We start from the raw sequence: 25,763 nt of genomic DNA, 5'->3' as shown, positions 1-25,763 counted from the left end.
CGGCCGGTGCTGACGTCCCGGGTGCGGGCGTGTGGGCGGTGGCTCTCGCTCGCCCGGCGGCGCTGCGCCCGTACGGCCGCCTCGGTGATCCCCGATTCACCCCTGTTTGAGGTGAACGTCGAGCTGCCCCTCCGCCCCCACCCGCCGCGGCACCTCGATCAACATGGGCTGAGGACCCTTTGGCCCCCGATGAGGTGCGTCAGCTCGTCCTTGCCGGGGGCGCTGGCGGTTCAGTTCAGGTCGGTCACCCGTGCGCGGTGCTGTTTGAACGCAATGGCGTCGCCCGGGTCGTCGGGCGCGTCGAAGAACTCGCGCCAGAAGCTCAGCACCGCGCGCATGTACGACCCGGTCTGCAGAATGCCGGGGACCACGTTCAGCTCGTGAATGCGGAAGACCCGGGCGCGTTCGTGGGCGGCGAGCGACCGCGGCCCGCCGGCGAGCTTCATGCCCGCGCGCAGTCGGGTGCGCCATTCGGTGTACGCGGAGTCGACGTGCCGGAGGGTGGCGCGCAATTCGGGCAGCGCGGCGGCGTTGTGCAGGCCGATGGCGGCCGACAGCGCCCCCCGTCAGGCCCGACTTTCGCCGGATCTGCCGGAGGCGGGCGCCGAGAGTGCGCCGACCGTCGGCGGCTGCGCTATACGGGTCGGTACTCATCGTGGTCGGTGGCGGCCGCCCAGCACTCGGCGAACGCCGTGCGGCACAGGGCGACGATGCCGGAATCCTCCGTGATCGTGTAGGCGACCGGGTTCAGGTCGCCGTCGAAGTGCAGGAACAGGGCCGCGCTGTCGTCCAGCAGGTAGTAGTCCGTGGCCGGGAACGCCACGTGCGGGACGTCGCGTCGACGGCACCACCGGGTGACCTCGCCCGCGCGATGGATCGGGCCCTGCGCGGAGTGGATCCACCGGTGGTACTCGCCCAGCGGCTCGTTGACCACCTTCAGCCGGCGGAGCCGCTTCCCGGCGGCCGTCATCGCCGACAGCAGCCCGCACCATGGGTCGAGGTAGCTCAGGTCGTCGGGCTCGTCGCGCCGCCAGGCTGCGAAGTGCGGCGAAGGGAGGTTCACGCCGTAGTGCGGCTGCAATTCGAGATGCGCCCACGAGTCGGCGACCGATTCGTACGCGCGGACGAACTCGGCGTACGTCAGCTCCCGCACGGCCGAGCCCGGAACAGCGGCATCATCCGCGCGGGGAACTCAGGGTGGGCGAGCCGTTGACCTGGCTGGCCGGGTCCTTGCCGAGAAACTCAATCCTCACGATGCCCCGTTCCGTTTCCTGGGTTGTCGCCATTGTCGGCGGAATCATCATCGGGCGAGGCAATGTGGATGGTCAATCTCACATACGCTCAAACAGCGGGAGTGTGGCAGGACTGCTGGTCGATCATTTCGGCGGACGGGCGCAGCGTGGTCTGGTACATCGGTACCGCCTTCGCGTACGCCGGCAGCGTGTTCTTGAAGTGGTTGTCCCACGTCCCGCTGTGGATCAATTCCTTCAGTGCCCCCGCCGCCGCCAGGCACAGCTCCCGGTCCTCCTTCCGGAAGGCGAGCCCGTACATGATCTGGCTCGCCAGCTCCAGCCCCGAGATCACCCGCAGGTCGGCGTTGGCCTTCAGGTCCGCGTACCCGTAGAGGATCGCGGCGTCCGTGGAGAACGCGTCGGTCTCCCCGCGGCGCAGCGAGCCGAGGCAGACGTGGTACGAGCCCTTGCGCACCGGGATCGCCCGCGGCGCCGCCTTGAGCAGCTCGGATTCGGCGAGCGAGCGGTCGGTGCCGCCCGGGTTGGCGTTCGGCTTCGCGCCGATCACGCAGACCCGGCGGCCGTTCAGGTCGGTCGGCTTGGCGATCCGCGGGCCGGTGCGAGCGACCATCACCCCCTGCGAGGTGATCAGGTACGGCCCGGCCAGGTCCAGGTTCGCGGACCGCTCGGCGGTCATCGTGTACGTGGCGGCGAAGTAGCGGACCGCGCCCGAGCGCAGGGCCGCCTCCCGGGTGTGCGAGGAGACGGGCAGGTAGTGGACCGCCTCGGTGTGCAGGGCCCGGTGCGCGACGTGCTGGGCGACCTCGACGTCGAGGCCGCTGTACCGGTAGTTCGCGGTGTCCAGGAAGCCCGTGCCGTACTGGTCCACCTTGACGCCCACGACCAGCGCGCCGGGCGTCGGCGCGGGTGAGCCGGACGCGCCCGGCGTCGGGGTGGCGCCCGGCGTCGCGGAGCCGGTGCAGGCCGCGGTGGCGGCGACGGCCAGTGCCGCCACTGTGCGACCGAACTGTCGACGCATCGGTTCTCCCTCCGGGCGGCGCGGGCTCAGTGGTGGAACCGCGCCGCCGTGATCGTGATGTTCTCGCTGCACGTGGTGAGCGGGGCCAGCGGTCGGTAGCCGACCCGCAGTTCGATGTCGGCGACCCGGTCCGGCAGGGCGATCGTCAGCTCCGCGCCGCCGCGCAGGCCGCGGCCGGGGGTGAGGTCGCGCTGGACGGCGCCGCCGGCGTACCGGAGGCGGACGAGCAGCTCGACGGCGTTCTCGCAGTACTGGTAGCCGGGTCCGCCGTCGTCGGCGACCCGGAACGCGACCGTGAGCCGGCGGCGGTCCGGCGGCACCTGCACCGCGAACGTGGCCGTGCGGTCGACGGTGACGGTGGCGTTGTCCGTGGCCCTGATCGAGTCGACGGCGTTCAGCGGGCGGCGCCGCTGGACCTCGTCGATGCCGCAGACGACCAGGACGACGGTGGCGACCGCGGCCGCGATCGGGCGGCCGACCCGGCCGACCGCGGCGAGGCGGCGCTGGCGGTCGGCCTCCGGCAGTACGCCGAGCAGGCCGGCGGCGGCGCCGGCCAGCGCGACCCAGTTCGGCAGGGCGGCCGAGTTGACGATCCAGTAGCCGACGAGTGCGGCGCCCACGGCGATGGAGTAGACGCGGACGGCCGGCGCGAGTCGCCGGAGTCGATCCCACCACCCGCTTCCCGGCATCGCCGCGACCCCCTCGTGTCTACCCGGGCCAACGGCTGGGGATCGACGGGGTTGCGCGGCGATCGGCCGGCATTTCCGGATGTAGGGCCGATATCGGCCGGCGGAGGGGGTCCGGCCGGACTCGACCGACCGCGACCCCGGCTACGCTGGAGGTGATGGTGCATCACCTGACGGTGTCCGGGATCGCGCGCCCGCTGCGCGGCGGCGCGTCCGGGGTGCTGGTCGCGCTGGTGCTGGTCGTCGGAGTGCTGTGGATGCACGGCGCCTCGACCGGGCACCGGGGCCTGCCGCCGGCCGGGCACGGCCCCGCAGCCGCGCACTGTCCCGAGGACCGCGGGCCGCACTGCCCCACCGAGCCCACCGGTCATGACGGTGCGGCGTGTCGGGTGAACCTCCCCGCCGCGTCGGCGCCGGTCGCCGACCCGGGCCCGGGGACCCACTGCCCGGCCTCCCCGGCCGGCGAGGTCCGGGCAACGGTGATCACCGCGGACGAGGCCGGCGCCGGTTCCGGTCGCGGTCCCCCGTCGCGCGCCGCCCTGTCGGTCCTCCGGATATAGGCCCTTCCTGCTCCCCGTCAGGAACAGGATCGGCCCACTTCCGGAAAGGACACCTTTGTGAACAGCAGCACGGTACAGCGCCGCACGCTGGCCGCGACCGTCCTGGTCGCGGTACTCGCACTCACCGCCTGCGGCGACGGCGACCCGCCGTCGCCGTCGCCGACCACGCCGGGCGCCGCGACGACATCGGCGACGTTCAACGCCGCGGATGTCGCGTTCGCCACGGACATGATTCCGCATCACCGCCAGGCCACCGCGATGGCCGACCACGCCGCCGGGCGGGCCGGCAGCGCGTCGGTCAGGCAGCTCGCCGCGCGGATCAGGGCGGCACAGGACCCGGAGATCCGGACGATGTCCGCCTGGCTTGCCGACCGGGGCAAGCCCGTCCCCTCGGCCGGCCCGACGGCCGGTCACGGCGACGGGCACGCCGGCACGCCGGGCATGGTGAGCGACGCGGACATGGCCCGGATGATGGCCTCCGGGGGCCCCGCCCTCGACCGCCTGTTCCTCACGCTGATGATCACCCACCACGAGGGGGCGATCACCATGGCCAAGGAGGAACTGGCCGGGGGTAGCGACCCCGGGGCCAGGCAGCTGGCCGGTCGGATCATCGACGCGCAGACCGCCGAGATCGCCACGATGAAGCGGATGCTCGCGACCGGCTGACACGCCCGGGCGGTCAGTGGGCGTGATGGTACCGGTGGGCCACGGCGTGACCCCTGCCCCTGGAGATCAGCCACCGGTTGACGGGGGTGGTCAGCACGAAAGCCACCGCCAGGGCGAGCGCCAGCGACCCCCAGAACAGCCAGGTGTCCGGGCCGGCGTCCATCGCGCCGGGCACAGCGAGCATGACGGCGTTGTCCAGGATCTCCATGACCGCGATCGACAGGGTGTCCGCGGCCAGGGCCACCGTCAGCGCGGTGCGGAGGCCGATGCCGGCGCGCAGCACTCCACGCATGCTGAGCGCATAGCCGAAGCCGAACGCCAACGCCACGGCCAGCGCGACCGTCGGCCACGCCGACCAGCCCAGAGCCGTCCCGATGACCATGCCCAGCACCTCGCCGATCGCGCAGCCGGTCAGGCAGTGCAGCGTGGCCTGCGCCGCGGTCCCCCACGACGTCCTGACGGGCGGGTGGTGCACGTGACCGCCGTGGTCACCGGGACCGGTGGTACCGGCCGCCCCGCCGGGGCCCGAATGTGTGCGGTGTTCCATGACAAGCTCCCTCCCACGGCCCCAGAATACCCCCCGGGGGTATCCTGGGGAAGGAGATGTGGCGGGCGGGGCCGGTGACCCCCGGCACCCCGTCCGCTGACATGGGAGGCAGTGGGGCGGTGACCGTGCCCGGTGGCGCCGCCGGTTACCGGCGCACGCCGGGCGGGCGGGCTGCCGCGCGGACTCCCGGGCGGGGGTGACCGGCGGTACGCCGGACCGGGCTCAGGGGGTCTCGGGCGGCCGGGCGGCGATGCGGACGACCGTGCCGGTCGGGCCGCTGTCGATCGAGACCAGCTCCGCCATCCGCCCCACGATCCACAGCCCCATCCCGCCGGTCGGCGACAGCGCCGGCCGGGTGGCGCGGTGCACGTACTCGTCCGCCGCGAAGCCCGCGCCCGTGTCCCGGACCTCGCAGGTCAGCCGGTCGGTGAGGGCCAGCGTCACGTGCCCGCTGCCGCCGCCGTGGCGCAGCGCGTTGACCATCAGCTCGTTGATCGCGGTGACCCAGTCGTCCAGCTCGGCGTCGTCCAGGCCGCCGGTGTGCCGGGAGACGGCCTCGATCTCGTGCCGGACGGCGCCGAGGCCGGCGGTGGTGAAGTCGACGGCGAGCAGCGGGTGGTCCGGGGTGCCGGCGGGGGCGGCCGGGTCCCGGCGGACGGCGAGCAGGGCGACGTCGTCGGTGGGCTGGTCGACGCCGATGGTGAGCATGATCCGCGCGCACAGCTCCTCGGCCGGGGCGGGGTCGATGACGTCGGTGAGCCGGGCCAGGCCGACGTCGATGATCTCCGCGCGGCGCTCGACCAGGCCGTCGGTGAAGCAGACCAGGGCGGCGCCGGGCGGCAGTTCGAGGACGGTGGTGCGGCGGCGGTACCGGGCCGGGCCGATGCCCAGCGGCGGGTCGACCGGGATCGGCGGCATGCCGGTCGGGCGGCCGGGTACGGCGAGGATCGGGCGCAGGTGGCCGGCGAGCGAGATGTGCACGGTCGACCGGTCGGGCGGGATCATCGCATACAGGGCGGTGGTGAGGTTGCCCGCCTCGAAGTGGTGGATCTTGCGGTCGAGCATGCTGAGGACGCCGGCCGGGTCGTCGTGGATCAGCGCGTAGGCGCGCAGCGCGCTGCGGATGCGGCCCATCACCACCGCCGAGCGCAGGCCGTGGCCGGAGACGTCGCCGATGACGGCGCCGATCCAGCCCGAGGGCAGGGTGAACACGTCGTACCAGTCGCCGCCGATGCCGAGGTCGTGGCCGGGCACGTACCGGGCCGCGAGGTCGACGCCGCTGACCTCGGGGAGCTGCGGCGGCAGCAGGCTGCGCTGGAGGGCGAGCGCGGCGGCCTGCTCCATGCCGTCCGAGCGGATCCGGCCGGCGACGCTGACCCGGTCCGCGGCGACCTGGAGCAGCTTGACGTCCGTCTCGGTGAACTCCCGCCGCTCGATCGTGCCGACGTGCAGCACGCCGACCAGGACGCCGGCGGCCAGCACCGGGACGCCGAGCAGCGACCGGATGCCCTTGTCGAGCAGGATCTGGCTGACCACGTCCGACCGGCTGACGTCGACGATCGCCAGCGGCTGCCGGGTCTGCGCGACCCGGCCGGCGAAGCCCTGGCCCATCGCCACCCGGAAGCCCTCCCAGACCTCCTCCTCCAGCCCCTTGGCGGCGGTGGCGACGAGCTGGCGGGCGTGCGCGTCCACGACGAGGATGGTGGCGGTGTCGACGGCCAGGGCCACCCGGACGTGGTCGAGTAGCTCATCGATGGCCGCGGGCGAGTCGAGCGGGGCGGCGGCGTCCGTGATCAGCTTGATCCGGTTCTGCCGGTCGCTCCCGGTCGTCGCATCCGTCGTCACGAGCCGAGCCTAGCCCCACCGCCGCGCCGGCTCGCCCGGCGCGGCAGCCCGGCGGACGCTCAGACGCCCTCGCGGGCCGCGTAGAACTCCCACTCGGCCTCGAGGTCCGGGGGCAGCGGGGTGGGCCGGGCAGCGGCCGTCGGCGCGGTGACGCCCCAGATGTGGGCGCCGTCCGGCGCGGTGATCGGGTACGTCCGCTGCTGAGCCTCTGCGGTCATCGCTGCTCCCCTCACGTCGGTCGTCCGGGCGATGCGCGCCCGGGGTCCGGTTACCCAACGTGCGGGCCGCCAATCGGGCTGTGCCGCGGACCGGACGAATCGCCCATCCGCGCCGGTATGTCAGCCGTCCGCCAGCGGGTCCGGTCGGTGCGCTCGACCGCACGGGTGCCGGGGCCGCGAGCAGGGCCGCCGCGGCGGCCGCCCGGCCGGCCCCGCGCGTGCGGGCTATGTTGGCCGGTATGCGGGTCGCCACCTGGAACGTCAACTCCGTCAAGCAGCGCCTGCCCCGCCTCCTGGGCTGGCTGGACCAGCGCCGGCCGGACGTGGTCTGCCTCCAGGAGACCAAGGTCGCCGACGACGCGTTCGCCGCGCTGCTCGACGCCGAGCTGGCCCCGCGCGGGTACGCGGCCGCCGTGCACGGCGAGGCCCAGTGGAACGGCGTGGCGATCCTGTCCCGGGTGGGCCTGGACGACGTCGTCCGCGGGCTGCCCGGCGAGCCGGGCTTCCCGCACCGGGAGGCGCGGGCCGTTTCGGCCACCTGCGGGGGCGTGCGGGTGCACTCGGTGTACGTGCCGAACGGGCGGGTGCCCGACTCCGACCACTACCGGTACAAGCTCGACTGGCTGGCCGCGCTGCGCACGGTCGTCGCGGCCGGGCCGGCGGACGTGCTGGTCTGCGGCGACCTGAACATCGCCCCGGCGGACGCGGACGTGTACGACCCGGCGGCGTACGTCGGGCAGACCCACGTCACCCCGCCCGAGCGGGCCGCGTACGGCGCGCTGCTGGCCACCGGCCTGCGCGACGTGGTCCGGGAGCGGTGGCCGGACGAGCGGGTCTTCACGTACTGGGACTACCGGGCCGGCATGTTTCACAAGGATCTCGGGATGCGCATCGACCTGGTGCTGGCCGGCGCGCCGGTGGCCGGGCGGGTGCGCGCGGCGTGGATCGACCGGCACGCCCGCAAGGGAACCGGCCCCAGCGACCACGCCCCGGTGATGGTCGACCTGGACGCGGCGCCGGACGGCGACCTCGGCCCGGTCGTCCCGCCCCCGTCGGCCGGGGCCCCGAAGCCGGTCCGCCACGCCCGCACCTAGCCCCGCCGGCCCGCCACCCGCGGGGGTCGGAGCCGGGGCGGTCGGAGCGGGTCAGTCGGGCAGCAGCGGGACCGGGTCGGACAGGCCCCGCCCCGCGCCCACCTGCGTCGCCCGGCTGATCGAGCGGGTGCCGAACCGGTCCCGGACCGCGTCCACCGCCGCGTCCAGCTCCGGCCCGCTGTCGGCGGTGAACGGCAGCGCGAGCTGCACGTACCGGTCGTCGCCCAGGTTGCTCACCGCCACCCCGACCAGCGTCAGCCCGCGCCGGCCGATCTCCCGCTCGGCGCCGGCGAGCAGCCGCCGGGCCGCGGCCAGCAGGGTCGGCGTGTGCGCGGTCGGCCGGGCGAGCGTGTGCGCCCGGGCCACCCGGGAGAAGTCGCCGTACCGCAGCCGCACCGCCACCGTCCGGCCGGTCCGGCCGGCCGCGCGCAGCCGCCGGCCCACCCGGTCGACCAGGCCGGCGAGGACGTGGTCGACCTCGTCGAGCGTGCGCCGGGGCCGCCCGAGCGCCGCCTGCGCGCCCATCGACGACCGGCGGCGGCCGGCGCGGACCGGGCGCGGGTCGCGGTTGTGCGCGAGCGCGTGCAGGTGCCGCCCGGCCGCCGGGCCGAGCAGGGAGACCAGCGCCGCCTCGCCGAGCCGGGCGACGTGGCCGACGGTCCGGATGCCGCGGGCGCCGAGCAGCTCGGCGGTGACCGGGCCGACGCCCCACAGCCGGCGGATCGGCAGCGGGTGCAGGAACGCCAACTCGCCGTCGGGCGGGACGACGAGCAGCCCGTCCGGCTTGGCCACGCCGCTGGCGACCTTGGCGAGGAACTTCGTCCGGGCGACGCCGACGGTGATCGGCAGGCCGACCCGCTCGCGGACGTCCCGGCGCAGCCGCGCGGCGATGCCCGGCGCCGGGCCGGCGATCCGGCGCAGCCCGCGGACGTCGAGGAACGCCTCGTCGATGGACAGGCCCTCGACCACCGGCGTGGTCGCCCGGAACACCTCGAACACCGCCTGGCTGGCGGCGGTGTACGCGGCCATCCGGGGCGGGACGACGACGGCCCGCGGGCACAGCGCGCGGGCCTGGCGGCCGCCCATCGCGGTCCGGACGCCGGCCGCCCTGGCCTCGTAGCTGGCGGCCAGGACCACGCCGGCGCCGACGATGACCGGGCGCCCGCGCAGGGCCGGGTCGTCCCGCTGCTCGACCGACGCGTAGAAGGCGTCGAGGTCGGCGTGCAGGATGTGCGCCTCGCCCATGATCGCGATCTTAGAACACCTGTACGAACGAGCGCCCCCGGCCGTTCGGGTCTTTGCGGCGGGGCGGTCCACCGGGCAGGCTGTCCCCGTGACCGGTGCCGCCGACCCCCGCCTGCGCGAACTCGCGCTGCTGCGCCGCGTCCGGGACCGGATCGACCGGGAGTACGCGCAGCCGCTGGACGTACCGGCGCTCGCCCGCGGCGTGCACCTGTCGGCCGGGCACCTGAGCCGCGCGTTCCGCGCGGTGTACGGGGAGTCGCCGTACAGCTATCTCATGACCCGGCGAATCGAGCGGGCGATGACCCTGCTGCGCCGCGGTGACCTGTCGGTCACGCAGGTCTGCTTCGCGGTGGGCTGCCAGTCGCTCGGCACGTTCAGCACCCGCTTCTCCGAGCTGGTCGGGATGTCGCCGAGCCGGTACCGCCGGCTGGCCGCCGCCGACGGCGCCGGCATCCCGAGCTGCATCGCCCGGCGGGTGATGCGACCGATCAGGAATCGAGAAGCCGCCCCGCCCGGGCCGCACCTAGCATGACCAGCATGAACCTGACGATTCACCAGACGTTCCTGCCGACCGACGACCCGGAGCGGTCGCTCGCCTTCTACCGCGACGTCCTCGGCTTCGAGGTGCGCAACGACGTGGGCTACGGCGACCTGCGCTGGATCACCGTCGGCCCGCCCGGCCAGCCGGACACCGCGGTCGTGCTGGAGCCGCCGACCTGCGACCCGGGGCTGAGCGACGACGAGCGCCGGACGATCCTGGAGCTGATGGCCAAGGGCAGCTACGCACACATCGTGCTGGCCACGCCGGACCTGGCCGGCACGTTCGAGCGGGTGCAGGCCAGCGGGGCCGACGTGGTGCAGGAGCCGGCCGACCAGCCGTACGGAATCCGGGACTGCGCGTTCCGCGACCCCGCCGGCAACCTGGTCCGGATCAACCAGAGCTAGCCCCAGCGGCCCTGGAGGCGCTTGACGTTGTCGCCGAACGTCCAGCCCTTCGAGCCGTCCCAGTTGATCGACCAGGTCATCAGGCCCTTGTAGGCGCCCTTCCACGCCTGCCCGACGAGCCCGGTGCCCATGTGTCCGCCGCCGGCGCCGGGCTGGGCGGGCAGGCCGGGGACCTGCTTGTCGTACGGCAGCCTGATCGTCGTGCCCTGGATCACCAGCCCGTTGGCCAGGCAGTCGGTCTGCGCGGTGAAGCCCTGTACGGTCCCGGCCTCGTAGGAGTCGCCGCGGCAGCCGTACATGCTGCCGTTGTAGTACTGCATGTTCAGCCACCACAGCCGGCCGTTGTCGGCGTACTTCTTGATGATCGGCAGGTAGGCGCCCCAGATCCCGCCGTAGGTGACGCTGCCGCCGGTGACGTACGCGGTCTCGGGCGCCATCGTCAGCCCGAAGTTCGCCGGCATCGCGGCCAGCACCCCGTCGATGATCCGGACCAGGTTGGCCTGCGACGTCGAGAGCTGGTTGATGTTACCGCCGCTGGTCAGCCCGGTCTCGATGTCGATGTCGATGCCGTCGAAGTTGTACCGCTTCAGGATCGGCACGATCGTGGCGACGAACCGGTCGGCGACGCCGGCGGAGTTGAGGTCGATGCCGGCGGTGGCGCCGCCGATGGACATGAGGATGGTGGCGCCGGCGGCCTTGGCCGCGCACATCTCGGCGGGGGTGGCGACCCGGACGGTCGCGTCCATCCCGTCCTCCCACAGCACGGTCCCGTCGGCGCGGATCACGGGGAACGCGGCGTTGATGACGTTGTACCCGTGCTGGGCCATCCGGGCGTCGGTGATCGGTATCCAGCCCATGCCGGGGTGGACGCCGTTGGCGGCGCCGTCCCAGTTCTCCCAGTAGCCGTGCAGGACCTTGCCGGCCGGGCGGGACTTGACCGGGCAGGTGTCGTCGGGCGCGGGTGGCGCGGCGGCCCGGGCGGGCGCGAGAGGGGTGGCGAGCGTCAGCGCGATACCGGCGGCGAGGGCGGTCATCCGGCGCAACGGGGGCATGCGGCACTCCAAACAGTCCGTTGGGTGCACGGGCATTAAACCACAATCTTCAATGTGTCCGCGGTCGGCGAATGCGGTATTCGGCCCCCATCCCGCCGAGTTTCGGGACTGTTTCGACTTAATTGACCGGATGGGGTGGCGTACTTGTGGGAAAGCCGGGACGGATGTGAATGGCTGAGTAGATTGTGGCGGTATGCCCGGCGAAGGCCGCCGGGGTGGGTACGGGGGTACCACCGATGCTGCGACGCCGTACGCCGGCTTCGTCCGCGCGCGCCCGCTGGGCCGCGTTCGCCGCCGGGCTGCTGCTCTGCCTGTCCGGCGCCACGGGCGCGCTCGCCGCCCCGCCGTCGACCAGCGGGGTCCTGGAGTACGTCGCGGGGACCGGCGTTACCGGCAACGTGGTGCCCGGCCCGCTGGCGAACTCGCCGATGCCCTCGCCGATGGCCCCGGTCTTCGACAGCCAGGGCAACATGTACATCACCACGTACGGCACGGGTAACTGCTACGTGCTCAAGGTGACCCCGGCCCAGCAGATGTCGATCTTCGCGGGTACGGGCGTCTGCGCCAACGCCAGCGCCGGCCCCGCGCTATCGGCCACCCTCAACAAGCCGACCAACCTGGCCGTCGACAGCCAGGACAACGTGTACGTGACCGAGGACGTCGGCAACAAGGTCGACAAGATCACCCAGGCCGGCCAGCTCACCCCGGTCGCCGGCAACGGCACCTCCGCCGGCTCGATCGTCGAGGGCCCGGCCACCGCGTCGCCCATGCGCGTCTCCGGGCTGGTGTTCGACAGCCAGGACAACTTCTACATCGGCGACTGGGTCCGCGGCTACATCATGAAGGTCGACACCAGCGGCAACATGACGATCGTCGCCGGCAATGGCACGACGACCGTCACGCCCGGCCCGGCCCGGCAGTCCGGCCTGCGCGGCCCGTACGGGCTGGCGCTGGACAGCCAGGGCAACCTCTACTCGACCGACTACTACCTGCACTACGTCTACAAGATCACCCCGGCCGGCAACCTGTCGATCTTCGCCGGCAACGGCGGGACCACGATGTCCCAGAACGGGCCGGCGACCAGCACCTCGCTGTACCGGCCGTGGGACGTCGACGTGGACGCCTCCGACAACGTGTACGTCACCCTCTCCGGCACCCCGGCCATCGTCGGCATCACCCCCGGCGGGACGCTGTCCGTCGTCGCCGGCACCGGCGTCTCCGGCACCGCGGTACCCGGGCCGGCGACCGCCAGCCCGCTGCGCAGCACCGTGTACCTGACGGTCCGCGGCACCGACATCTACTTCGGCGACCTCACCGGCAACCGAATCCTGCGGGTCGTCGCCGGCAACCCGCCCGACGCCCCGACCGGGCTCCAGGGCACGCCCGGCAACGGCAGCGCGGCGCTGAGCTTCACCGCGCCGGTCAACACCGGCAGCGGCCCGATCACCGGGTACCAGGTGTCCACCGACAACGGCAGCACCTGGCAGACCCTCAATACCAGCGGCACCGCGCCGGTCACCGGGACGGTCAGCGGGCTGAGCAACGGCACGTCGTACACGATCAGGGTGCGCGCCGTGAACAGCGCCGGCGCCGGCCCGGCCAGCGTCGCCGACGTCGTCGCGCTGCCGGTGCTGGCGCCGGGCGCGCCGACCGGCCTGCAGGTCACCGCCGGCAACCGCACCGCCGGGGTGAGCTTCACCCCGCCCGCCGACAACGGCGGCGCCGCGATCACCTCGTACGAGGTGTCCACCGACGACGGGAGCACCTGGGGGCCGCTGACCACCAGCGGGACCAACCCGGTCACCGGGACCGTGTCGAACCTGACCAACAACGTGCAGTACACCGTCCGGGTCCGGGCCGTGAACAGCGCCGGCGCCGGCACCCAGAGCGGCAACGCCACCGTCACCCCGCTGCCGGGCGCGCCCGGCGCGCCGGGCACGGTGACGGCCACCCGCGGCAACGCCAGCGCGTCGCTCAGCTTCGCGCCGCCCGCCGACGACGGGGGCAGCGCGATCACCTCGTACGAGGTGTCCACCGACGACGGCACGACGTGGGGGCCGCTGAGCACCACCGGCACCAACCCGCTCACCGGGACGGTGTCCGGGCTGAACAACGGCACGACGTACACCGTCCGGGTGCGCGCGGCGAACAGCGCCGGCCCCGGTACCGCGAGCGCCAGCACCACCGTGACGCCCGCGACCACGCCGGCCGCGCCGACCGGCCTGTCCCTCGGCTCGCTCAACGGCGGCGCCACGATCAGCTTCACCCCGGCCGCCGACGGCGGCAGCGCGATCACCGGGTACGAGGTGTCCACCGACAACGGCAGCACCTGGGCGACGCTGACCACCGCGGCCGGGACGGGCGGCACCCGGACCGCCACGGTGACCGGGCTGACCAACGGCAACCAGTACCAGGTCCGGGTCCGCGCGGTGAACGCCGTCGGCAACGGCACCGCCACCGCCGCGAGCGCGGTCACGCCCGCGCCGGTCGCGCCCGCCGCACCGACCGGGCTGTCCGCGACGCCGCGCAACGGCGGCGCCAACCTGACGCTCACGCCGCCGAACGACACCGGCGGCAGCCCGGTCACCGGGTACGAGTACTCGGTCGACGGCGGCACCACCTGGCAGACGCTGACCACCGCGGCCGGGACGGGCGGCACCCGGATGGCCGTGATCAGCGGCCTGCAGAACGCCCAGCAGTACACCGTGACCGTCCGCGCCCGCAACGTCGTCGGCCCGTCCGTCGCCTCGACCGGCACGCAGGTCACGCCGGCCGCGGTCGTGCCGGACGCGCCCACCGGGCTGTCCGCCGAGCGGGGGGCGGCCAGCGCGGTGCTGACGTTCACGCCGCCGGCCGACAACGGCGGCAGCGCGATCACGTCGTACCAGTACTCGACCAACGGCGGCAGCACCTGGCAGACGCTCGCCACCTCGGCGGGCACCGGCGGCATCCGCACCGGCACGGTCACCGGGCTGAGCAACGGCACCACGTACACGGTGACGGTCCGCGCGGTGAACGCCGTCGGCGGCGGCGCCGCCAGCGGCTCGGCCGCGGTCACCCCGGCGACGGTGCCGGGCGCGCCCACCTCGCTCGTGGTCGACGCGCACCACGAGAGCCTCACGCTCACCTTCCAGCCGCCCGGCAGCACCGGCGGCGACGCGCTCACCGGGTACCAGTACTCGCTGGACGACGGCCAGACCTGGGCCACGCTGCCCACGGCCGGCGGCACCGGCGGCGCCCGGGTCGGGACGGTGACCAACCTGGTCAACGGCACCACGTACACCGTGCGGGTGCGGGCCGTGAACAGCGTCGGCACCGGCGCCCAGTCGGCGGCCGAGCCGGGCACCCCGGCGACCACGCCGGACGCGCCGGGCGGGGTGTCGGCCGTCGCCGGCAACGCGCAGGCCACGCTGACCTTCATGCCGGCGACGGCGGTGGGCTCGCCGGTCACCTCGTACGAATACTCGCTCGACGGGTTCACCTGGCAGACCGCGGCGACCCAGGCCGGCACCGGCGGCACCCGCACCATGGTGGTGCCGGGGCTGGTCAACGGCACCGGGTACGACATCCGGGTCCGCGGGGTCAACGCGCAGGGCGGCGGAACGGCCTCGGCCCCGGTGGCCGTCGTGCCCGGCACGCCGGAGGCGCCGAGCGGGGTGACCGCGGTCGCCGGCACGTCGTCGGCGACGGTGACCTGGACGGCGCCGGCGGACAACGGCCTGCCGATCACCAAGTACGTGGTGACGGCCGCGCCCGGCCCGGCGACCTGCGTCACCGACGGCGCCACGAGCTGCGTGATCGGCGGCATCGCCGGCACCGCGTACACCTACACGGTCGTCGCGTACGCCGGGAACCTGCTCTCGCCGCCGTCGTCGGCCTCCACCGCGGTGACGCTGATCGCGCCGCCGGTGTCGACCGCGCCGCCGGTCACGTCGCTGCTGCTCACCACCGAGGGCGGGGACATCAGCACCGCCGAGCCGGGTGAGGAGATCGTGCTGCTCGGCGAGGGCTTCGCGCCGTACTCGACGATCACGGTCACGCTGTACTCGGACCCGGTGGTCCTGGGCACGGCCGTGGCGGACGCGAACGGCAGGTTCCGCAAGGCGTTCCAGATCCCGGACAACCTGCCGCCGGGCGACCACACGTTCGTCGCGGCGGGCGTGGACGCGGACGGCAACCCGCACTACATGAAGCTGGAGATCAGCGTCCCGGCGGCCGGCAACGGCAGCACCGGGGGCCTACCGGTCACCGGTCCCGGGACCGCCGCGGTCCTGGCCCTCACCGGCGCGGGCGCGCTCCTCGCGGGCGCCGGGCTGCTGGCGATGGGCTGGTGGCGGCGGCGCACGGAGCCGGCCGCCTAACCGGCGGCCAGTGGGGCGGGCGGCGGGACGGGGGTCCGCCGCCCGCCCGTCTCCGTCCGGCCGCCCCGGCGCGGTACCAGCCGGGCCGCCGCCAGCGCCAGCGCGGTACCGGCGATCAGGTCGGTCGCGTAGTGGCAGCGCAGGACGAGCGTCGAGGCCAGGACCGCGGCGGCGAACGGGGCCAGCGCCAGGGCCAGCCCGCGGCGCAGCCGCCAGGCCAGCACGACCGCGAGGACGCTCCACGCGGTGTGCAGGCTGGGGAAGGCGTCCACGCCGATCGCGGCGGCGCGGAAGGCGGGGCCGGTCACGTCGGCGCCGGTCGCCGCGGCGAGCGCCGGCCACGGGCCGACCGCGGGCAGGATCAGGTACCCGGCGTACCCGGCGTACTGGGCGGCGAGCAGGGTCGCCAGCGCGTCCCGGCGGAGCGGGCCGCGGGCGGCCACGACCACGGCCAGCGGGGCGAGCGGGGCGAGGAGGTACACCGCGTACAGCGCGGTCACCGCGCCCGGGCCGGCCAGCGCGCCGACCGCGGCGACCGGGTCGGTGCCGAACAGCGCCCGGTCGGCGGCGGCGAGCAGGCCGTCGTACCGGTGCGGGCGCAGCATCGGCACCACCCAGCGCAGCGCGGCGTACGTGGTCGCGCACATCGCCAGCGCGCCGGCGGCCCGGCCGGCGGCGGGCCAGCGGGCGAGCGCGCCGCGGCGCAGGGCGGCGGCGTACGCGGCGAGCAGGGCGACCGCGGCGGCGAGGGTGGCGAGCAGCGCGGGGTCGGCCGGGCCGCGCAGGGCCCGGGGGGCGAGCAGGGCGGCGCCGGCCGCGAGCGCCGCGAGCCCGGCGATCTCGACGCCGTCGAGCCGGTTGGCCGGGGTGTCCGCGGCGGCCGCCGCGGTGGCGCTGTCGGGGGCGGTCGCTCCGATCGGGCCGGGTGCGGCCGGGTGCGGGGGCGGCGCGGTCACCGGGCCGGCGGGCGGGGGTGGGCCGGCGGGCGGGTGCCGAAGACCACGTCCCAGTACGGGGCGCTCACCCCGAACGCGGTGCCGTCGTCGGCGTAGTGGTGCCGCAGGTGGTGCCGGCGCAGCCAGCGGCCGAGCGCGGTCCGCGGCCGGCGCCGGTGCAGGTGGTCGTGCAGCAGGTCGTACCCGACGTACCCGGCCAGCCAGCCCGCCCCGACCGGCGCCCACGCCGCCAGCGGCAGGGTCAGCGCGGCCGGCAACCACAGCAGCGCGACGATCGGCAGGCCGACCAGCGGCGGGACGACGAGCCGGTCCGGGTCGCGCGGGTCCTCGTGGTGCCGGCCGTGCAGGAACCGGTGCAGTGCCGCCGCCCGCGGGGTGCGCGGGGTGAAGTGGAACAGCAGCCGGTGCACCCAGTACTCGGTCAGCGTCCACAGCAGGTACCCGGCCGCGAGCAGGCCGGCGGTGGCGTACCAGGGGCGGTTCAGCAGGCCGGCGGCCGAGGCGGTGAGGATCAGCGGCACGTACGCCACCACCACGCTGCCGGGGCCGCCGCGGGTGAGGTCGTCGAGCCGCAGGGCGCGCGGCAGCGGCGGGGAGACGGGCGGTGCGGTCACGGGGTCACTCCTCGGGTACGGCGGCGGCCGGGCCACCAGTTGCGGTCGCCGAGCAGGGTCATCAGCGCGGGGACGAGCAGGCAGCGGACGATCGTGGCGTCCACGGCGACGGCGATCGCCATGCCGACGCCGAACTGCTTGATGCCGAGCATCGGGCCGTGCGCGAAGATTGCGAAGACGGCGATCGTCAGCACCGCCGCCGAGGTGATCACCCGGCCGGACCGCTGGAGGCCCAGCTCCACGGCGCGGTCGTTGGGGTGGCCCTCGTCGTACGCCTCCTTGACCCGGGCGAGCAGGAACACCTCGTAGTCCATCGACAGCCCGAACGCGAGGACGAACAGCACCACCGGTACCCAGAACTGCACCCCGCCGACGGTGTGCACGCCGAGCGGGCCGGCGAGGTACCCGTCCTGGAAGATCAGCACCAGCGCGCCGAACGAGGCGCCGAGCGACAGCACGTTGATCAGTACGGCCTTCAGCGGCACGAGCACGGCCCGGGTGAGCAGCAGCAGGAGCAGCAGCGTGCTGGCCACGACGACGGCGGCGGCGCGCGGCGCGTACGCCACCAGCTCGTCCCGGTGGTCGACCTGGAGCGCGGCGTTGCCGGTGACCCAGATCGGGAAGCCGCCGGGGCGGTGCGCGCGCAGGTGCGCGACGGCGCCGGCCGCGGCGGCGTTCGCCGGGTCCGCCGGCACCGCCACCGGCACCACCCACAGCCCCGGACCGGCGTCGGCGGCCCGCGTCGGCACCGCGGCCCCGGGCGCGGCGGCGGGCTCGGTCCCGCCCGGCGCGACCCCGCCCGGTGCGGCGGCCGGGAGCGGGGGTGCCGGGGTGACGCCGGGGCGCGGGGGCAGGGCGGCGAGCCAGGCGCGCAGGTCGGCGGCGGTCGCCCGGGCCACCACGACCACGTCGTCGGCGGCGGCCGGGAAGTGGGCGCGGACGGCCTCCCGGTACCGCCGTACCTCGGTCGCCGGCGCCACCTGGTCGGCCGCGTGCGGGTGCAGCAGCTCGACCCGCAGGAACGGCGCGACCGCCGCCGCCAGCGGTACGGCCGCCAGCAGCGCCACCAGCGCGGGCCGGCGGCGGACCAGCCGGGCCAGCCGGCTGAACGCGCCCTCGGGCGCGGGCGGGCGCGCGGGCGGGAAGCGCCGGCCGAGCACCGCGAGCAGCGCCGGGGTGAGGGTCAGCGCGGCGGCCAGCGCGATGAGCGTGACCGCCATCCCGGCCAGCGCGATGCTGGTGAAGAACGGGCTCGGGAACACCCACAGCCCGCCCAGCGCCGCGGCGACGGTCAGGCCGGAGAACGCGACCGCGCGCCCGGCCCGGGCGGTGGCGGCGGCGACCGCGTCGACCACGGTCCGGCCGGCGGCCCGCTCCTCCCGGAACCGGACCACGCCGAGCAGCGAGTAGTCGACGGCCAGGCCGAGCCCGCAGACGGTGGTCAGCGACAGCAGCGGCGCGTCCAGCACCCGCCAGCCGGACAGCGCGAGCAGCGCCAGCATCCCGCCGCCGACGGTGGCCAGCGCCGCCGCTGCCGGGATCAGCGCCGGGCGCAGCCCGCCGAAGATCAGCCAGAGCAGCAGGGCGACGGCCGGCAGCGCGACGAACTCGGCGGTCCGGCTCTGCGCCCGGGTCCGCTCGGTGACGGCGGCGACGGCGCGGGCGCTGCCGCCGATGGTGACCGTGGCGCCGGGCGCGCCGGCCCGGGCGAGGTCGGCCGGCAGCGCGCGCAGCCGGGCGTCCACCGCCGCCCGCAGCGGGCCCGGGTCGGCCCGGCCGGGGTCGAGGGTGACGGTCAGCAGGACGGCCGCGGCCGCCGGCACCGGCGGGTCGACCGCGGCGACGCCGGGGACCGCGGCGAGCGCGGCCCGGGCCCGGTCCAGCGCGGCGGCGACGGCCGGGTCGGCGGGGCGGACGCCGGCGACCAGCGCGCCGGTGCGCTCGCCGGGCGCCGCCGCCCGGTCCAGCAGCCGCTGCCCCTCGACCGACTCGTGCGGGGCGGCCGCCCAGTGCAGCGTCGAGGCCCGCTCGGCGACCGGACCGGCGGCGGCCGCGCCGCCCGCGGCGACGGCGGCCCAGAGCAGCAGGACGAGCCAGCGGTACCGGGCGCACCACCGCCCGAGCAGCGCGAGCCGCCCGGCCGGCGGCGGGTCGGGGGCCGGGCGCGGCGGCGCGGGGCGGGCGGGCGCCGCCAGGGTCATCGGGGCGGGCCCGGGGCGGCGGGAGCGGGGGCGGCGGTCATGGACGGGAACTATAACTACGCAAAACGGTCATCGCCCCCGACCCGACGGGGCCGCCCGTCCATCCGCCCGCCGCCGCCGTCACCCCATCGGGCGACCAGCGGCCCGGCCGCGCCGCCCGGCCCTCGCGCCGGGCGGCCGGGCGGTCAGGTGTCGCGGAAGGTCTCGGCCGTGTGCTGGAGGTCGGCGCGGTACCGCTGCCACCACGCCGCGTCGACGCCGGGCGGCAGGTTGGTGTTGCCGTCGCGGAGGCCGGCCGCGCCGTCGATCAGCTCGCGGACGATGTCCGCCTGCCCCGCGTGCCGCTGCGTCTCGGCGACCACGTGCGCCAGGACCAGGTGCAGCGTGACCGGGTTGCGCTCGGTCGGCCACCAGGGCACCCGGCCGGCGGCGTCCAGCGGCAGCGCCGCGATCGTCGCGTCGGCGTGCGCCCACGCCCGCCGGTACGCGGCCACGACGTCGGCGCGCGCCTCGTCGGCCGTCGCCCACATGTCGGCGTTGGGCTCGTCGCCGTACCGGGCGAGCGGCTCGTCGGATGGCCGGTCGAACGCCTCGCCGAAGTAGCCCAGCTCGACGCCGACGAGGTGCTTGACCAGTCCGAGCAGGTTGGTGCCGGTGGGCGTGAGGGGGCGGCGGGCGTCGTACTCGCCCAGGCCGTCCAGCTTCCACAGCAGCGCCTCGCGCGCCGTCCGCAGGTACCGGTGCAGGTCCGCCTTCTGGTCCGGTGTGGTCATGCCCGCAGCATGCCACCCGGGTCCGACGCCGCGCCGGACTTTCCCAATCGTCCGGCATTGCCGGACACCGGCCGGATCAATGTCCACATTGCGTGTTGGGTAGGCCACTTTCTTCGGCGGCAGTGGTTGTGATCAATGAGTACGTCGGCAACGATGCTGGCACACACCGGTGCTGGGGATGGCGCCGGTGGCGCGTCGCTGTCCGGCCCCCACCACCCGGCGCCGGCCGACGCGGTGGTGGCGGGGGCCCGTGCGCGGAGCCTCCGTCTCGATGCGTGAACGGATGGGATTCCGGTGCTCCTCGCGTGCCTTGCTGTCCTTTTGTCGGCGACGCTGTTCGTCGCCGCGACGATCACCCTCTGGTGGGCCCTGCACGCCTGGCGCACCCCGCAGACCCTGCGCGCCACCCGGTTCGCCGCGCCCGACGGCAGCCACGCGCTCACCTTCTCGCTGCTGCTGCCGGCCCGGCACGAGGAGGCCGTGCTCGCCCGCACGGTCCGGCATTTGCTGCACTCGCGGCACCGCGACTTCGAGTTGATCCTCATCGTCGGCCACGACGACCCCGGCACCGCCGCGGTCGCCGAGGAGCTGGCGGCGGCGCACCCGCAGGTGTCCGTGGTGGTCGACCACCACGAGGTCAAGAGCAAGCCCAAGGCGCTGAACACCGCGCTGCCGGCGTGCACCGGCGACGTGGTCGGCGTGTTCGACGCCGAGGACGTGGTGCACCCCGACCTGCTCACCCATGTGGACTACGCGTTCCGCCGGACCGGCGCGACCGTCGTCCAGGGCGGCGTGCAGTTGATCAACTTCCGGTCCAACTGGTACAGCGTGCGCAACTGCCTGGAGTACTTCTTCTGGTTCCGCAGCCGGCTGCACCTCCAGGCGCACCGCGGGTTCATCCCGCTCGGCGGGAACACGGTCTTCGTGCGGTCCGAGGTGCTGCGCGAGGTCGGCGGCTGGGACCCGCACTGCCTGGCCGAGGACTGCGACCTCGGGGTCCGGCTGTCCAGCCTGGGCCACCGGGTCGTGGTCGCGTACGACGCGCTGCTCGTCACCCGGGAGGAGACGCCGGACACCGCGCTGGCGCTGTTCAAGCAGCGGACCCGGTGGAACCAGGGCTTCCTCCAGGTGCTGCGCAAGGGCGACTGGCGGCAGTTGCCCACCCGGCGGCAGCGGATGCTGGCCCGGTACACGCTGGCCTCGCCGTTCGTCCAGGCGTTCACCGGCGTGGCCACGCTGGTCGGGTTCACCTCGGCGGTGCTGTTCGACCTGCCGGTCGGGGTGGCGCTGCTGACGTACCTGCCGCTGCTGCCGACGGTCGCCACGCTGTTCTTCGAGGTGATCGGGCTGCACGACTTCGGCCGCCAGTACGGCCTGCGGATCCGGGTGACCGACTACCTGCGGCTGGTCGTCGGCACCCCGGTGTACATGCTGCTGCTGGCCGGCGCGGCGGTCCGCGCGGTGCTGCGCGAGTGGCGCGGCCGGCGCGAGTGGGAGCTGACCCGGCACGTGGGCGCGCACCTGGTGCCCGAGCCGGCCGCGGTGCCCGCGGTCGCCGGCGTGGACCGCTGAGGCCCGCGATGACCGACGTCACGGTCCCGCCGACCCGCCCGGCCGCCGTACCCGCCCCGCGCACGCCCCCGGACGCCGACCTCCCCGGCCCGGTCGCGCCCGACCCGGTGGTGGCGGCCCCGACCCCCGCCGCGCCACCGGCGGCGGCGCGGCGGGTGCCGCGGCACCGGGCCGACCGGCCGCTGCTGCTCGCGCTGCTCGCCGTCGCCGCCGTCGTGCACGGCGTCAACCTCGCCGGCGGGCCGGCGTTCGGCGCCGACGAGGGGACGTACCTCGCCCAGGCGTGGGCCGTCCGCGAGGGCGTCGGCCTGGCCCACTACACGTACTGGTACGACCACCCGCCGCTCGGCTGGATCCAGCTCGCCGCCCTCGGCTGGCTGCCCGACCTGCTGCTGACCGGGTACCCGTCGCTGGTCGGCGGGCGGGTGGCGATGCTCGTGTTCGCGCTGGCCGGCGTCGCCCTGCTGTACGTGCTCGGCCGCCGGCTGCGGCTGCCCCCGTGGGCGGCGGCGACCGCGGTCGCGCTGTACGTCTGCTCGCCGCTGGCCCTGGCCCTGCACCGCCAGGTGTACCTGGACAACATCGCCGTCACCTGGCTGCTCGCCGCGCTGGTCCTCGCGCTCTCCCCGCGCCGGCACCTGTGGCACTACATCGCCGCCGGCGGGGCGACCGCGGTGGCGGTGCTGTCCAAGGAGACGATCGTGCTCGCGCTGCCGGCGGTCATGCTCGCCGTCTGGCAGCGCAGCCACCGCAGCACCCGGCCGTTCTGCCTGACCGGGTTCGTGGCGGCGTTCGTGCTGCCGCTGTCGGTGTACCCGCTGTACGCCGCGCTCAACGGCGAGCTGCTCCCCGGCGGCGGGCACGTCTCGCTGCTCGGCGCGCTGTTCCACCAGACCGCCGGGCGGCAGGCGTCGGGCAGCCTGCTCGACCCGGCCAGCGACGCCCGGCGGGTGGTCGACGACTGGCTGTACCAGGACCCGGTCATCGTGCTCGCCGGCACCGCGGCCGCGGTGGCCGCGCTGGCCGTGCGCCGGCTGCGGGTGCCCGCGCTGGCCGCGGTGGCGATGCTCGCGGTCGCGCTGCGGCCGGGCGGCTACCTGCCCGCGATGTACGTCACGCAGGCGCTGCCGTTCCTCGCCCTCTGCCTCGCCGGGCTCGCCCGGCTGGGTGTGCTGCGGCTGCGCCGGGCCGCCGCCGGGCGGCTCCGCCGCGCGGTCCGGCCGGCGGCGGCCGCGCTCGCCGCGGTGGCGGCGCTGGCGGTCGCCGCGACCTGGGCGGACGGCGTGACCCGGCTATGGCGGGTGGACGCGAACACCGCGTACGTCGACGCCGGCCGGTGGATCGAGCAGCGGGTCGGCGACCGCGCGCGCACCCGGGTCGTCGTGGACGACGCGCTGTGGCCGGACCTGGTCCGCGCCGGCTTCACCCCCGGCACCGGCGCGATCTGGTTCTACAAGCTCGACCTGGACCCCGCCGTCATGCGCCACCTGCCGGGCGGCTGGCGCGACCTGGACTACGTCGTGGTGAGCCCGATGATGCGCCAGCGCCCCGACAGCCTGCCCACCCTGACCGCGGCCATCGCGAACTCCGACGTGCTGGCCACCTTCGGCCCGGCCGCGGACCGGATCGAGATCCGCCGCGTCCGGACCGAGCCGAGAGAGGCGACATCATGATCCGTTCCCTGGTCGGGCCCACGCTCGGCCTCCTGATCCCCGTCCTGGTCCTGGCCGGGGTCGACGCCGGGCCCGGCGCGTCGGCCGCGCCCCCCGAGAACGCCGCCGCCCCCGAGAACCTGGTGGTCAACCCCGGCCTGGAGCGCCGCGCCGGGGACGAGCCGGAGTGCTGGCAGCTCTACCAGCGCGGCGGCAACACCGCCCGGATGGTCAGCAGCACCGACGCGCACAGCGGCCGCCGGGCCATGGCGCTGACGGTCGCCGACCTGACCGACGGCGACGCCAAGGTGATGATGGCGGAGCAGGCCGGCTGCGCCCCGGCGGTCACGCCCGGCGAGCGGTACGACCTGTCGCTCTGGTACCACAGCACCGCGCCCGCGTCGGTGACCGCGTTCCGGCACGACGGCGACAAGTGGGTGTACTGGACCGAGCTGACCACCCTCCCGGTCGCCGCCGGGTACCGCGAGGCCAGGGCCCGCACCCCGGTCGTCCCCGCCGGCACCACCCGGGTGCAGTGGGGCGTCGGGCTCGGCGCGGCCGGCACGGTCGTCACCGACGACTACGCGATGACGATCACCGGCAAGCCGCCGGCCAACCCCGAGTGCCGGCCGGGCAAGCGGTGCCCGAGCGGGGCGTGGGAGGTGCTGCCGTACACCTCGCCGGTGCGCGGCATCCACGCCGCCGTGCTGCGCAACGGCAAGGTGCTGCTGATCGCCGGCTCCGGCAACGACGTCGGCGAGTTCCAGGCCGGCCGGTTCACCTCGTCGCTGTACGACCCGGCGGACGGCAGCTTCACCCCGATCACCACGCCGGCGGACTTCTTCTGCGCCGGCCACGCCCAGCTCCCCGACGGGCGGCTGCTGGTGCTCGGCGGGAACGCCGCGTACCCGGCGCCGGACGGCTCGTCCGGGTACAAGGGCCTGCGGGTGTCGTACGTCTTCGACCCGGCGACGAACAGCTACACCCGGACCAACGACATGAACGAGGGGCACTGGTACCCGTCGGCGACCACCCTCGGCAACGGCGACATCCTCTCGGTCGGCGGGCTGAACGAGCGGTCCGAGGGCTCGGTGGCCACCGAGTACTTCTCCGCCGCCGAGGGGCGCTGGCTGAAGCCGGACGAGGTCGCGCAGACCTACCGGTTCTGGGGCCTGTACCCGTCGATGATCCTGACCGGCGACGGCCGGCTGTTCTACACCGGCAGCCACGTCTTCGGCGACGGGCAGCCGGGGTCGGGGGCGTCGCTGTACGACCACCGCACCGGCGCGGTCACCGACGTGCCCGGCCTGCGCGAGAAGGACCGGCGGGACCAGTCGATGAGCGTCCTGCTGCCCCCGGCGCAGGACCAGCGGGTACTCACCATGGGCGGCGGCAACGTCGGCAACAACCCGGACGCGATCCGGCTCACCGACGTGATCGACCTGACGGCGAAGGCGCCGAAGTACGCGGCCGGGCCGCCGCTGCCGCAGGGCTTCCGGGACGACGGCACGAAGCAGGCCGCGCACGAGGGCAAGATGTACGTCTCGGCGGTGATCCTGCCCGACGGCCAGGTGTTCGAGACCGGCGGCGCGCTGCACAACCGGGCCGACCCGGTGTTCGAGGCGTCGATGTACAACCCGGCGACCGACCGGTTCAACGCGGGCATGGCGCACGACCCGGTGCCGCGCGGGTACCACTCGTCGGCGTTCCTGCTGCCCGACGGCCGGGTGATGGCCGTGGGCGACAACCCCGGTGACGGGACGTTCGACAACCGGATCTCGGTGTACTCGCCGTGGTACATGTTCGAGCGCGACCGCCCGCGGATCACCGGCGTCGCCACGAGCACCTGGCCGGTCGGCAGCCGGCAGCGGATCAGCGTGGCCGCCGGGGACGACGTGTCCGAGGTGGCGCTGATCCGGCCCGCCGCGGTCACCCACTCCTCCGACCCGAACCAGCGGTACGTCGTCGCGCCGATCGCCCGCCGGACCGGCAACAGCATCGACGTCGACCTGACGGCGAACCCGAACATCGCCCCGCCGGGCTGGTACATGCTGGTCGTCTCCGACGACCGCGGCGTGCCGTCGGAGGCCCGCTGGGTGCGGGTCTCGGCGCCGGCCGCCGCCCCGGCCAGGGCCGGCAAGGGCGGCAGGGCGGCACCGCGCGAGCCGGCGCCGGCCGTGCCGGTCGCCGTGGACGGCTGCGCGCGCAGCTACGGCACGCCGTCGCAGTGCGTGCCGCGGGAGTTCCCGGCGGTGGTCGCCGACCGGTGCGCGTACCTGCGCGAGCGCGGGCTGGCGAACCTGCCGGTCCGGGCGGGCGACCCGCTGGGCCTGGACCGCAACCGCGACGCGGTCGCCTGCGGCCCGGGCGACTGACCGGACGCGCTCCCGGGGCGGCGACCCCGCCCCGGGAGCGCCGCCGCGGCGGGGTCGGGTCGACCCCGTTGTCCGGTATGGCGTCCGCCGGGCGTGCAGGGCGGTTGCGGTTGGGGTGCGCCCGATTACT

22 protein-coding genes are annotated in these 25,763 nt (G+C 75.3%); 9 read left to right on the top strand and 13 right to left on the bottom strand.

Annotated features, from left to right (window positions below; all coding sequences use genetic code 11):
- Positions 1–230: 230 nt before the first annotated feature.
- From IEY94_RS20380 to IEY94_RS20365, 4 genes are all read right to left on the bottom strand, one after another.
- Positions 231–512 carry a Scr1 family TA system antitoxin-like transcriptional regulator gene (locus IEY94_RS20380; protein ID WP_189171846.1) on the bottom strand — a complete coding sequence of 94 codons (282 nt, stop codon included), beginning with the start codon at positions 510–512 and terminating at the stop codon, positions 231–233.
- Between the two features lie 122 nt (positions 513–634).
- Entirely contained in the window at positions 635–1,153 is a 519-nt protein-coding gene (locus tag IEY94_RS20375; protein WP_189171845.1) for a DUF6879 family protein, read from the bottom strand.
- A 188-nt stretch (positions 1,154–1,341) separates the two neighbouring features.
- Positions 1,342–2,271 (bottom strand): transporter substrate-binding domain-containing protein, encoded by a 930-nt coding sequence (locus IEY94_RS20370; RefSeq protein ID WP_189171844.1) that lies wholly within the window; start codon positions 2,269–2,271, stop codon positions 1,342–1,344.
- A gap of 26 nt (positions 2,272–2,297) precedes the next feature.
- A complete protein-coding gene (locus tag IEY94_RS20365; protein WP_189171843.1) occupies positions 2,298–2,891 on the bottom strand; it encodes a hypothetical protein in 594 nt (197 codons plus the stop codon).
- Between the two features lie 224 nt (positions 2,892–3,115).
- Here IEY94_RS20365 and IEY94_RS20360 point away from each other — a divergent pair, with 224 nt between their 5' ends.
- Positions 3,116–3,517 carry a hypothetical protein gene (locus IEY94_RS20360; protein ID WP_189171842.1) on the top strand — a complete coding sequence of 134 codons (402 nt, stop codon included), beginning with the start codon at positions 3,116–3,118 and terminating at the stop codon, positions 3,515–3,517.
- A 57-nt stretch (positions 3,518–3,574) separates the two neighbouring features.
- Entirely contained in the window at positions 3,575–4,183 is a 609-nt protein-coding gene (locus tag IEY94_RS20355; protein ID WP_189171841.1) for a DUF305 domain-containing protein, read from the top strand.
- Positions 4,184–4,196: 13 nt separating this feature from the next.
- On the opposite strand, the gene IEY94_RS20350 is transcribed toward IEY94_RS20355, so the two are convergent.
- From IEY94_RS20350 to IEY94_RS20340, 3 genes are all read right to left on the bottom strand, one after another.
- Complete coding sequence (locus IEY94_RS20350; protein ID WP_229784290.1) at positions 4,197–4,658, bottom strand: DUF4396 domain-containing protein; 462 nt, start codon at positions 4,656–4,658, stop codon at positions 4,197–4,199.
- 294 nt (positions 4,659–4,952) lie between these two features.
- Positions 4,953–6,575, bottom strand: a complete 1,623-nt coding sequence (locus IEY94_RS20345) for an ATP-binding SpoIIE family protein phosphatase (RefSeq protein WP_189171839.1) — start codon at positions 6,573–6,575, stop codon at positions 4,953–4,955.
- 59 nt (positions 6,576–6,634) lie between these two features.
- Entirely contained in the window at positions 6,635–6,793 is a 159-nt protein-coding gene (locus IEY94_RS20340) for a hypothetical protein (protein WP_189171838.1), read from the bottom strand.
- A gap of 239 nt (positions 6,794–7,032) precedes the next feature.
- Between IEY94_RS20340 and IEY94_RS20335 the strand changes: the two genes are divergently transcribed.
- A complete protein-coding gene (locus tag IEY94_RS20335) occupies positions 7,033–7,887 on the top strand; it encodes an exodeoxyribonuclease III (RefSeq protein ID WP_189171837.1) in 855 nt (284 codons plus the stop codon).
- Positions 7,888–7,938: 51 nt separating this feature from the next.
- Here IEY94_RS20335 and dinB read toward each other — a convergent pair whose 3' ends face one another.
- Entirely contained in the window at positions 7,939–9,135 is a 1,197-nt protein-coding gene (dinB, locus tag IEY94_RS20330; protein WP_229784305.1) for a DNA polymerase IV, read from the bottom strand.
- A gap of 85 nt (positions 9,136–9,220) precedes the next feature.
- Between dinB and IEY94_RS20325 the strand changes: the two genes are divergently transcribed.
- Together IEY94_RS20325 and IEY94_RS20320 are read left to right on the top strand one after the other, a co-directional pair.
- Positions 9,221–9,664 (top strand): helix-turn-helix transcriptional regulator, encoded by a 444-nt coding sequence (locus tag IEY94_RS20325; protein WP_229784289.1) that lies wholly within the window; start codon positions 9,221–9,223, stop codon positions 9,662–9,664.
- A gap of 5 nt (positions 9,665–9,669) precedes the next feature.
- On the top strand, positions 9,670–10,077 hold the full coding sequence (locus tag IEY94_RS20320) for a VOC family protein (RefSeq protein WP_189171834.1): 408 nt from the start codon (positions 9,670–9,672) through the stop codon (positions 10,075–10,077).
- Here IEY94_RS20320 and IEY94_RS20315 read toward each other — a convergent pair.
- Positions 10,074–11,129, bottom strand: a complete 1,056-nt coding sequence (locus tag IEY94_RS20315; protein WP_189171833.1) for a chitinase — start codon at positions 11,127–11,129, stop codon at positions 10,074–10,076. The two genes, IEY94_RS20320 and IEY94_RS20315, sit on opposite strands and share 4 nt — an antisense overlap.
- Positions 11,130–11,365: 236 nt before the next feature.
- On the opposite strand from IEY94_RS20315, the gene IEY94_RS20310 reads away from it, so the two are divergent.
- A complete protein-coding gene (locus IEY94_RS20310; protein ID WP_189171832.1) occupies positions 11,366–15,490 on the top strand; it encodes a fibronectin type III domain-containing protein in 4,125 nt (1,374 codons plus the stop codon).
- Here IEY94_RS20310 and IEY94_RS20305 read toward each other — a convergent pair.
- From IEY94_RS20305 to IEY94_RS20290, 4 genes are all read right to left on the bottom strand, one after another.
- Complete coding sequence (locus tag IEY94_RS20305) at positions 15,487–16,446, bottom strand: phosphatase PAP2 family protein (protein ID WP_189171831.1); 960 nt, start codon at positions 16,444–16,446, stop codon at positions 15,487–15,489. The two genes, IEY94_RS20310 and IEY94_RS20305, sit on opposite strands and share 4 nt — an antisense overlap.
- Entirely contained in the window at positions 16,443–17,060 is a 618-nt protein-coding gene (locus tag IEY94_RS20300) for a sterol desaturase family protein (RefSeq protein ID WP_189171830.1), read from the bottom strand. Before IEY94_RS20300 ends, IEY94_RS20305 begins: the two co-directional genes overlap by 4 nt.
- Entirely contained in the window at positions 17,057–19,261 is a 2,205-nt protein-coding gene (locus IEY94_RS20295; protein WP_189171829.1) for an MMPL family transporter, read from the bottom strand. Before IEY94_RS20295 ends, IEY94_RS20300 begins: the two co-directional genes overlap by 4 nt.
- A 185-nt stretch (positions 19,262–19,446) precedes the next feature.
- Positions 19,447–20,034, bottom strand: a complete 588-nt coding sequence (locus IEY94_RS20290; protein ID WP_189171828.1) for a DinB family protein — start codon at positions 20,032–20,034, stop codon at positions 19,447–19,449.
- A gap of 321 nt (positions 20,035–20,355) precedes the next feature.
- On the opposite strand from IEY94_RS20290, the gene IEY94_RS20285 reads away from it, so the two are divergent.
- Genes IEY94_RS20285 through IEY94_RS20275 form a run of 3 tightly spaced genes read left to right on the top strand, consistent with a single transcriptional unit; the run spans position 20,356 to position 25,633 of the window.
- Complete coding sequence (locus IEY94_RS20285) at positions 20,356–21,606, top strand: glycosyltransferase (protein ID WP_229784288.1); 1,251 nt, start codon at positions 20,356–20,358, stop codon at positions 21,604–21,606.
- A gap of 8 nt (positions 21,607–21,614) precedes the next feature.
- Positions 21,615–23,279: an ArnT family glycosyltransferase gene (locus IEY94_RS20280; protein WP_189171826.1), complete on the top strand. Its 1,665-nt coding sequence runs from the start codon at positions 21,615–21,617 to the stop codon at positions 23,277–23,279.
- Positions 23,276–25,633, top strand: a complete 2,358-nt coding sequence (locus tag IEY94_RS20275) for a galactose oxidase early set domain-containing protein (RefSeq protein WP_189171825.1) — start codon at positions 23,276–23,278, stop codon at positions 25,631–25,633. The genes IEY94_RS20280 and IEY94_RS20275 overlap by 4 nt, the downstream gene beginning before the upstream one ends.
- Positions 25,634–25,763: the final 130 nt, after the last annotated feature.

Origin of the sequence: Pilimelia anulata, assembly GCF_014647895.1 — a bacterium.
GTDB lineage: Bacteria > Actinomycetota > Actinomycetes > Mycobacteriales > Micromonosporaceae > Pilimelia > Pilimelia anulata.
This window is presented reverse-complemented; position numbering and strand designations above follow the sequence as displayed.

What these genes read in the sequence shown, in the direction of transcription:
- IEY94_RS20290 (WP_189171828.1), bottom strand. Translation starts at nt 20,034, where the DNA reads ATGACCACACCGGACCAGAAGGCGGACCTGCACCGGTACCTGCGGACG.
- IEY94_RS20335 (WP_189171837.1), top strand. Translation starts at nt 7,033, where the DNA reads ATGCGGGTCGCCACCTGGAACGTCAACTCCGTCAAGCAGCGCCTGCCC.
- IEY94_RS20295 (WP_189171829.1), bottom strand. Translation starts at nt 19,261, where the DNA reads ATGACCCTGGCGGCGCCCGCCCGCCCCGCGCCGCCGCGCCCGGCCCCC.
- IEY94_RS20315 (WP_189171833.1), bottom strand. Translation starts at nt 11,129, where the DNA reads ATGCCCCCGTTGCGCCGGATGACCGCCCTCGCCGCCGGTATCGCGCTG.
- IEY94_RS20360 (WP_189171842.1), top strand. Translation starts at nt 3,116, where the DNA reads ATGGTGCATCACCTGACGGTGTCCGGGATCGCGCGCCCGCTGCGCGGC.
- IEY94_RS20280 (WP_189171826.1), top strand. Translation starts at nt 21,615, where the DNA reads ATGACCGACGTCACGGTCCCGCCGACCCGCCCGGCCGCCGTACCCGCC.
- IEY94_RS20340 (WP_189171838.1), bottom strand. Translation starts at nt 6,793, where the DNA reads ATGACCGCAGAGGCTCAGCAGCGGACGTACCCGATCACCGCGCCGGAC.
- IEY94_RS20320 (WP_189171834.1), top strand. Translation starts at nt 9,670, where the DNA reads ATGAACCTGACGATTCACCAGACGTTCCTGCCGACCGACGACCCGGAG.
- IEY94_RS20310 (WP_189171832.1), top strand. Translation starts at nt 11,366, where the DNA reads ATGCTGCGACGCCGTACGCCGGCTTCGTCCGCGCGCGCCCGCTGGGCC.
- IEY94_RS20275 (WP_189171825.1), top strand. Translation starts at nt 23,276, where the DNA reads ATGATCCGTTCCCTGGTCGGGCCCACGCTCGGCCTCCTGATCCCCGTC.
- IEY94_RS20370 (WP_189171844.1), bottom strand. Translation starts at nt 2,271, where the DNA reads ATGCGTCGACAGTTCGGTCGCACAGTGGCGGCACTGGCCGTCGCCGCC.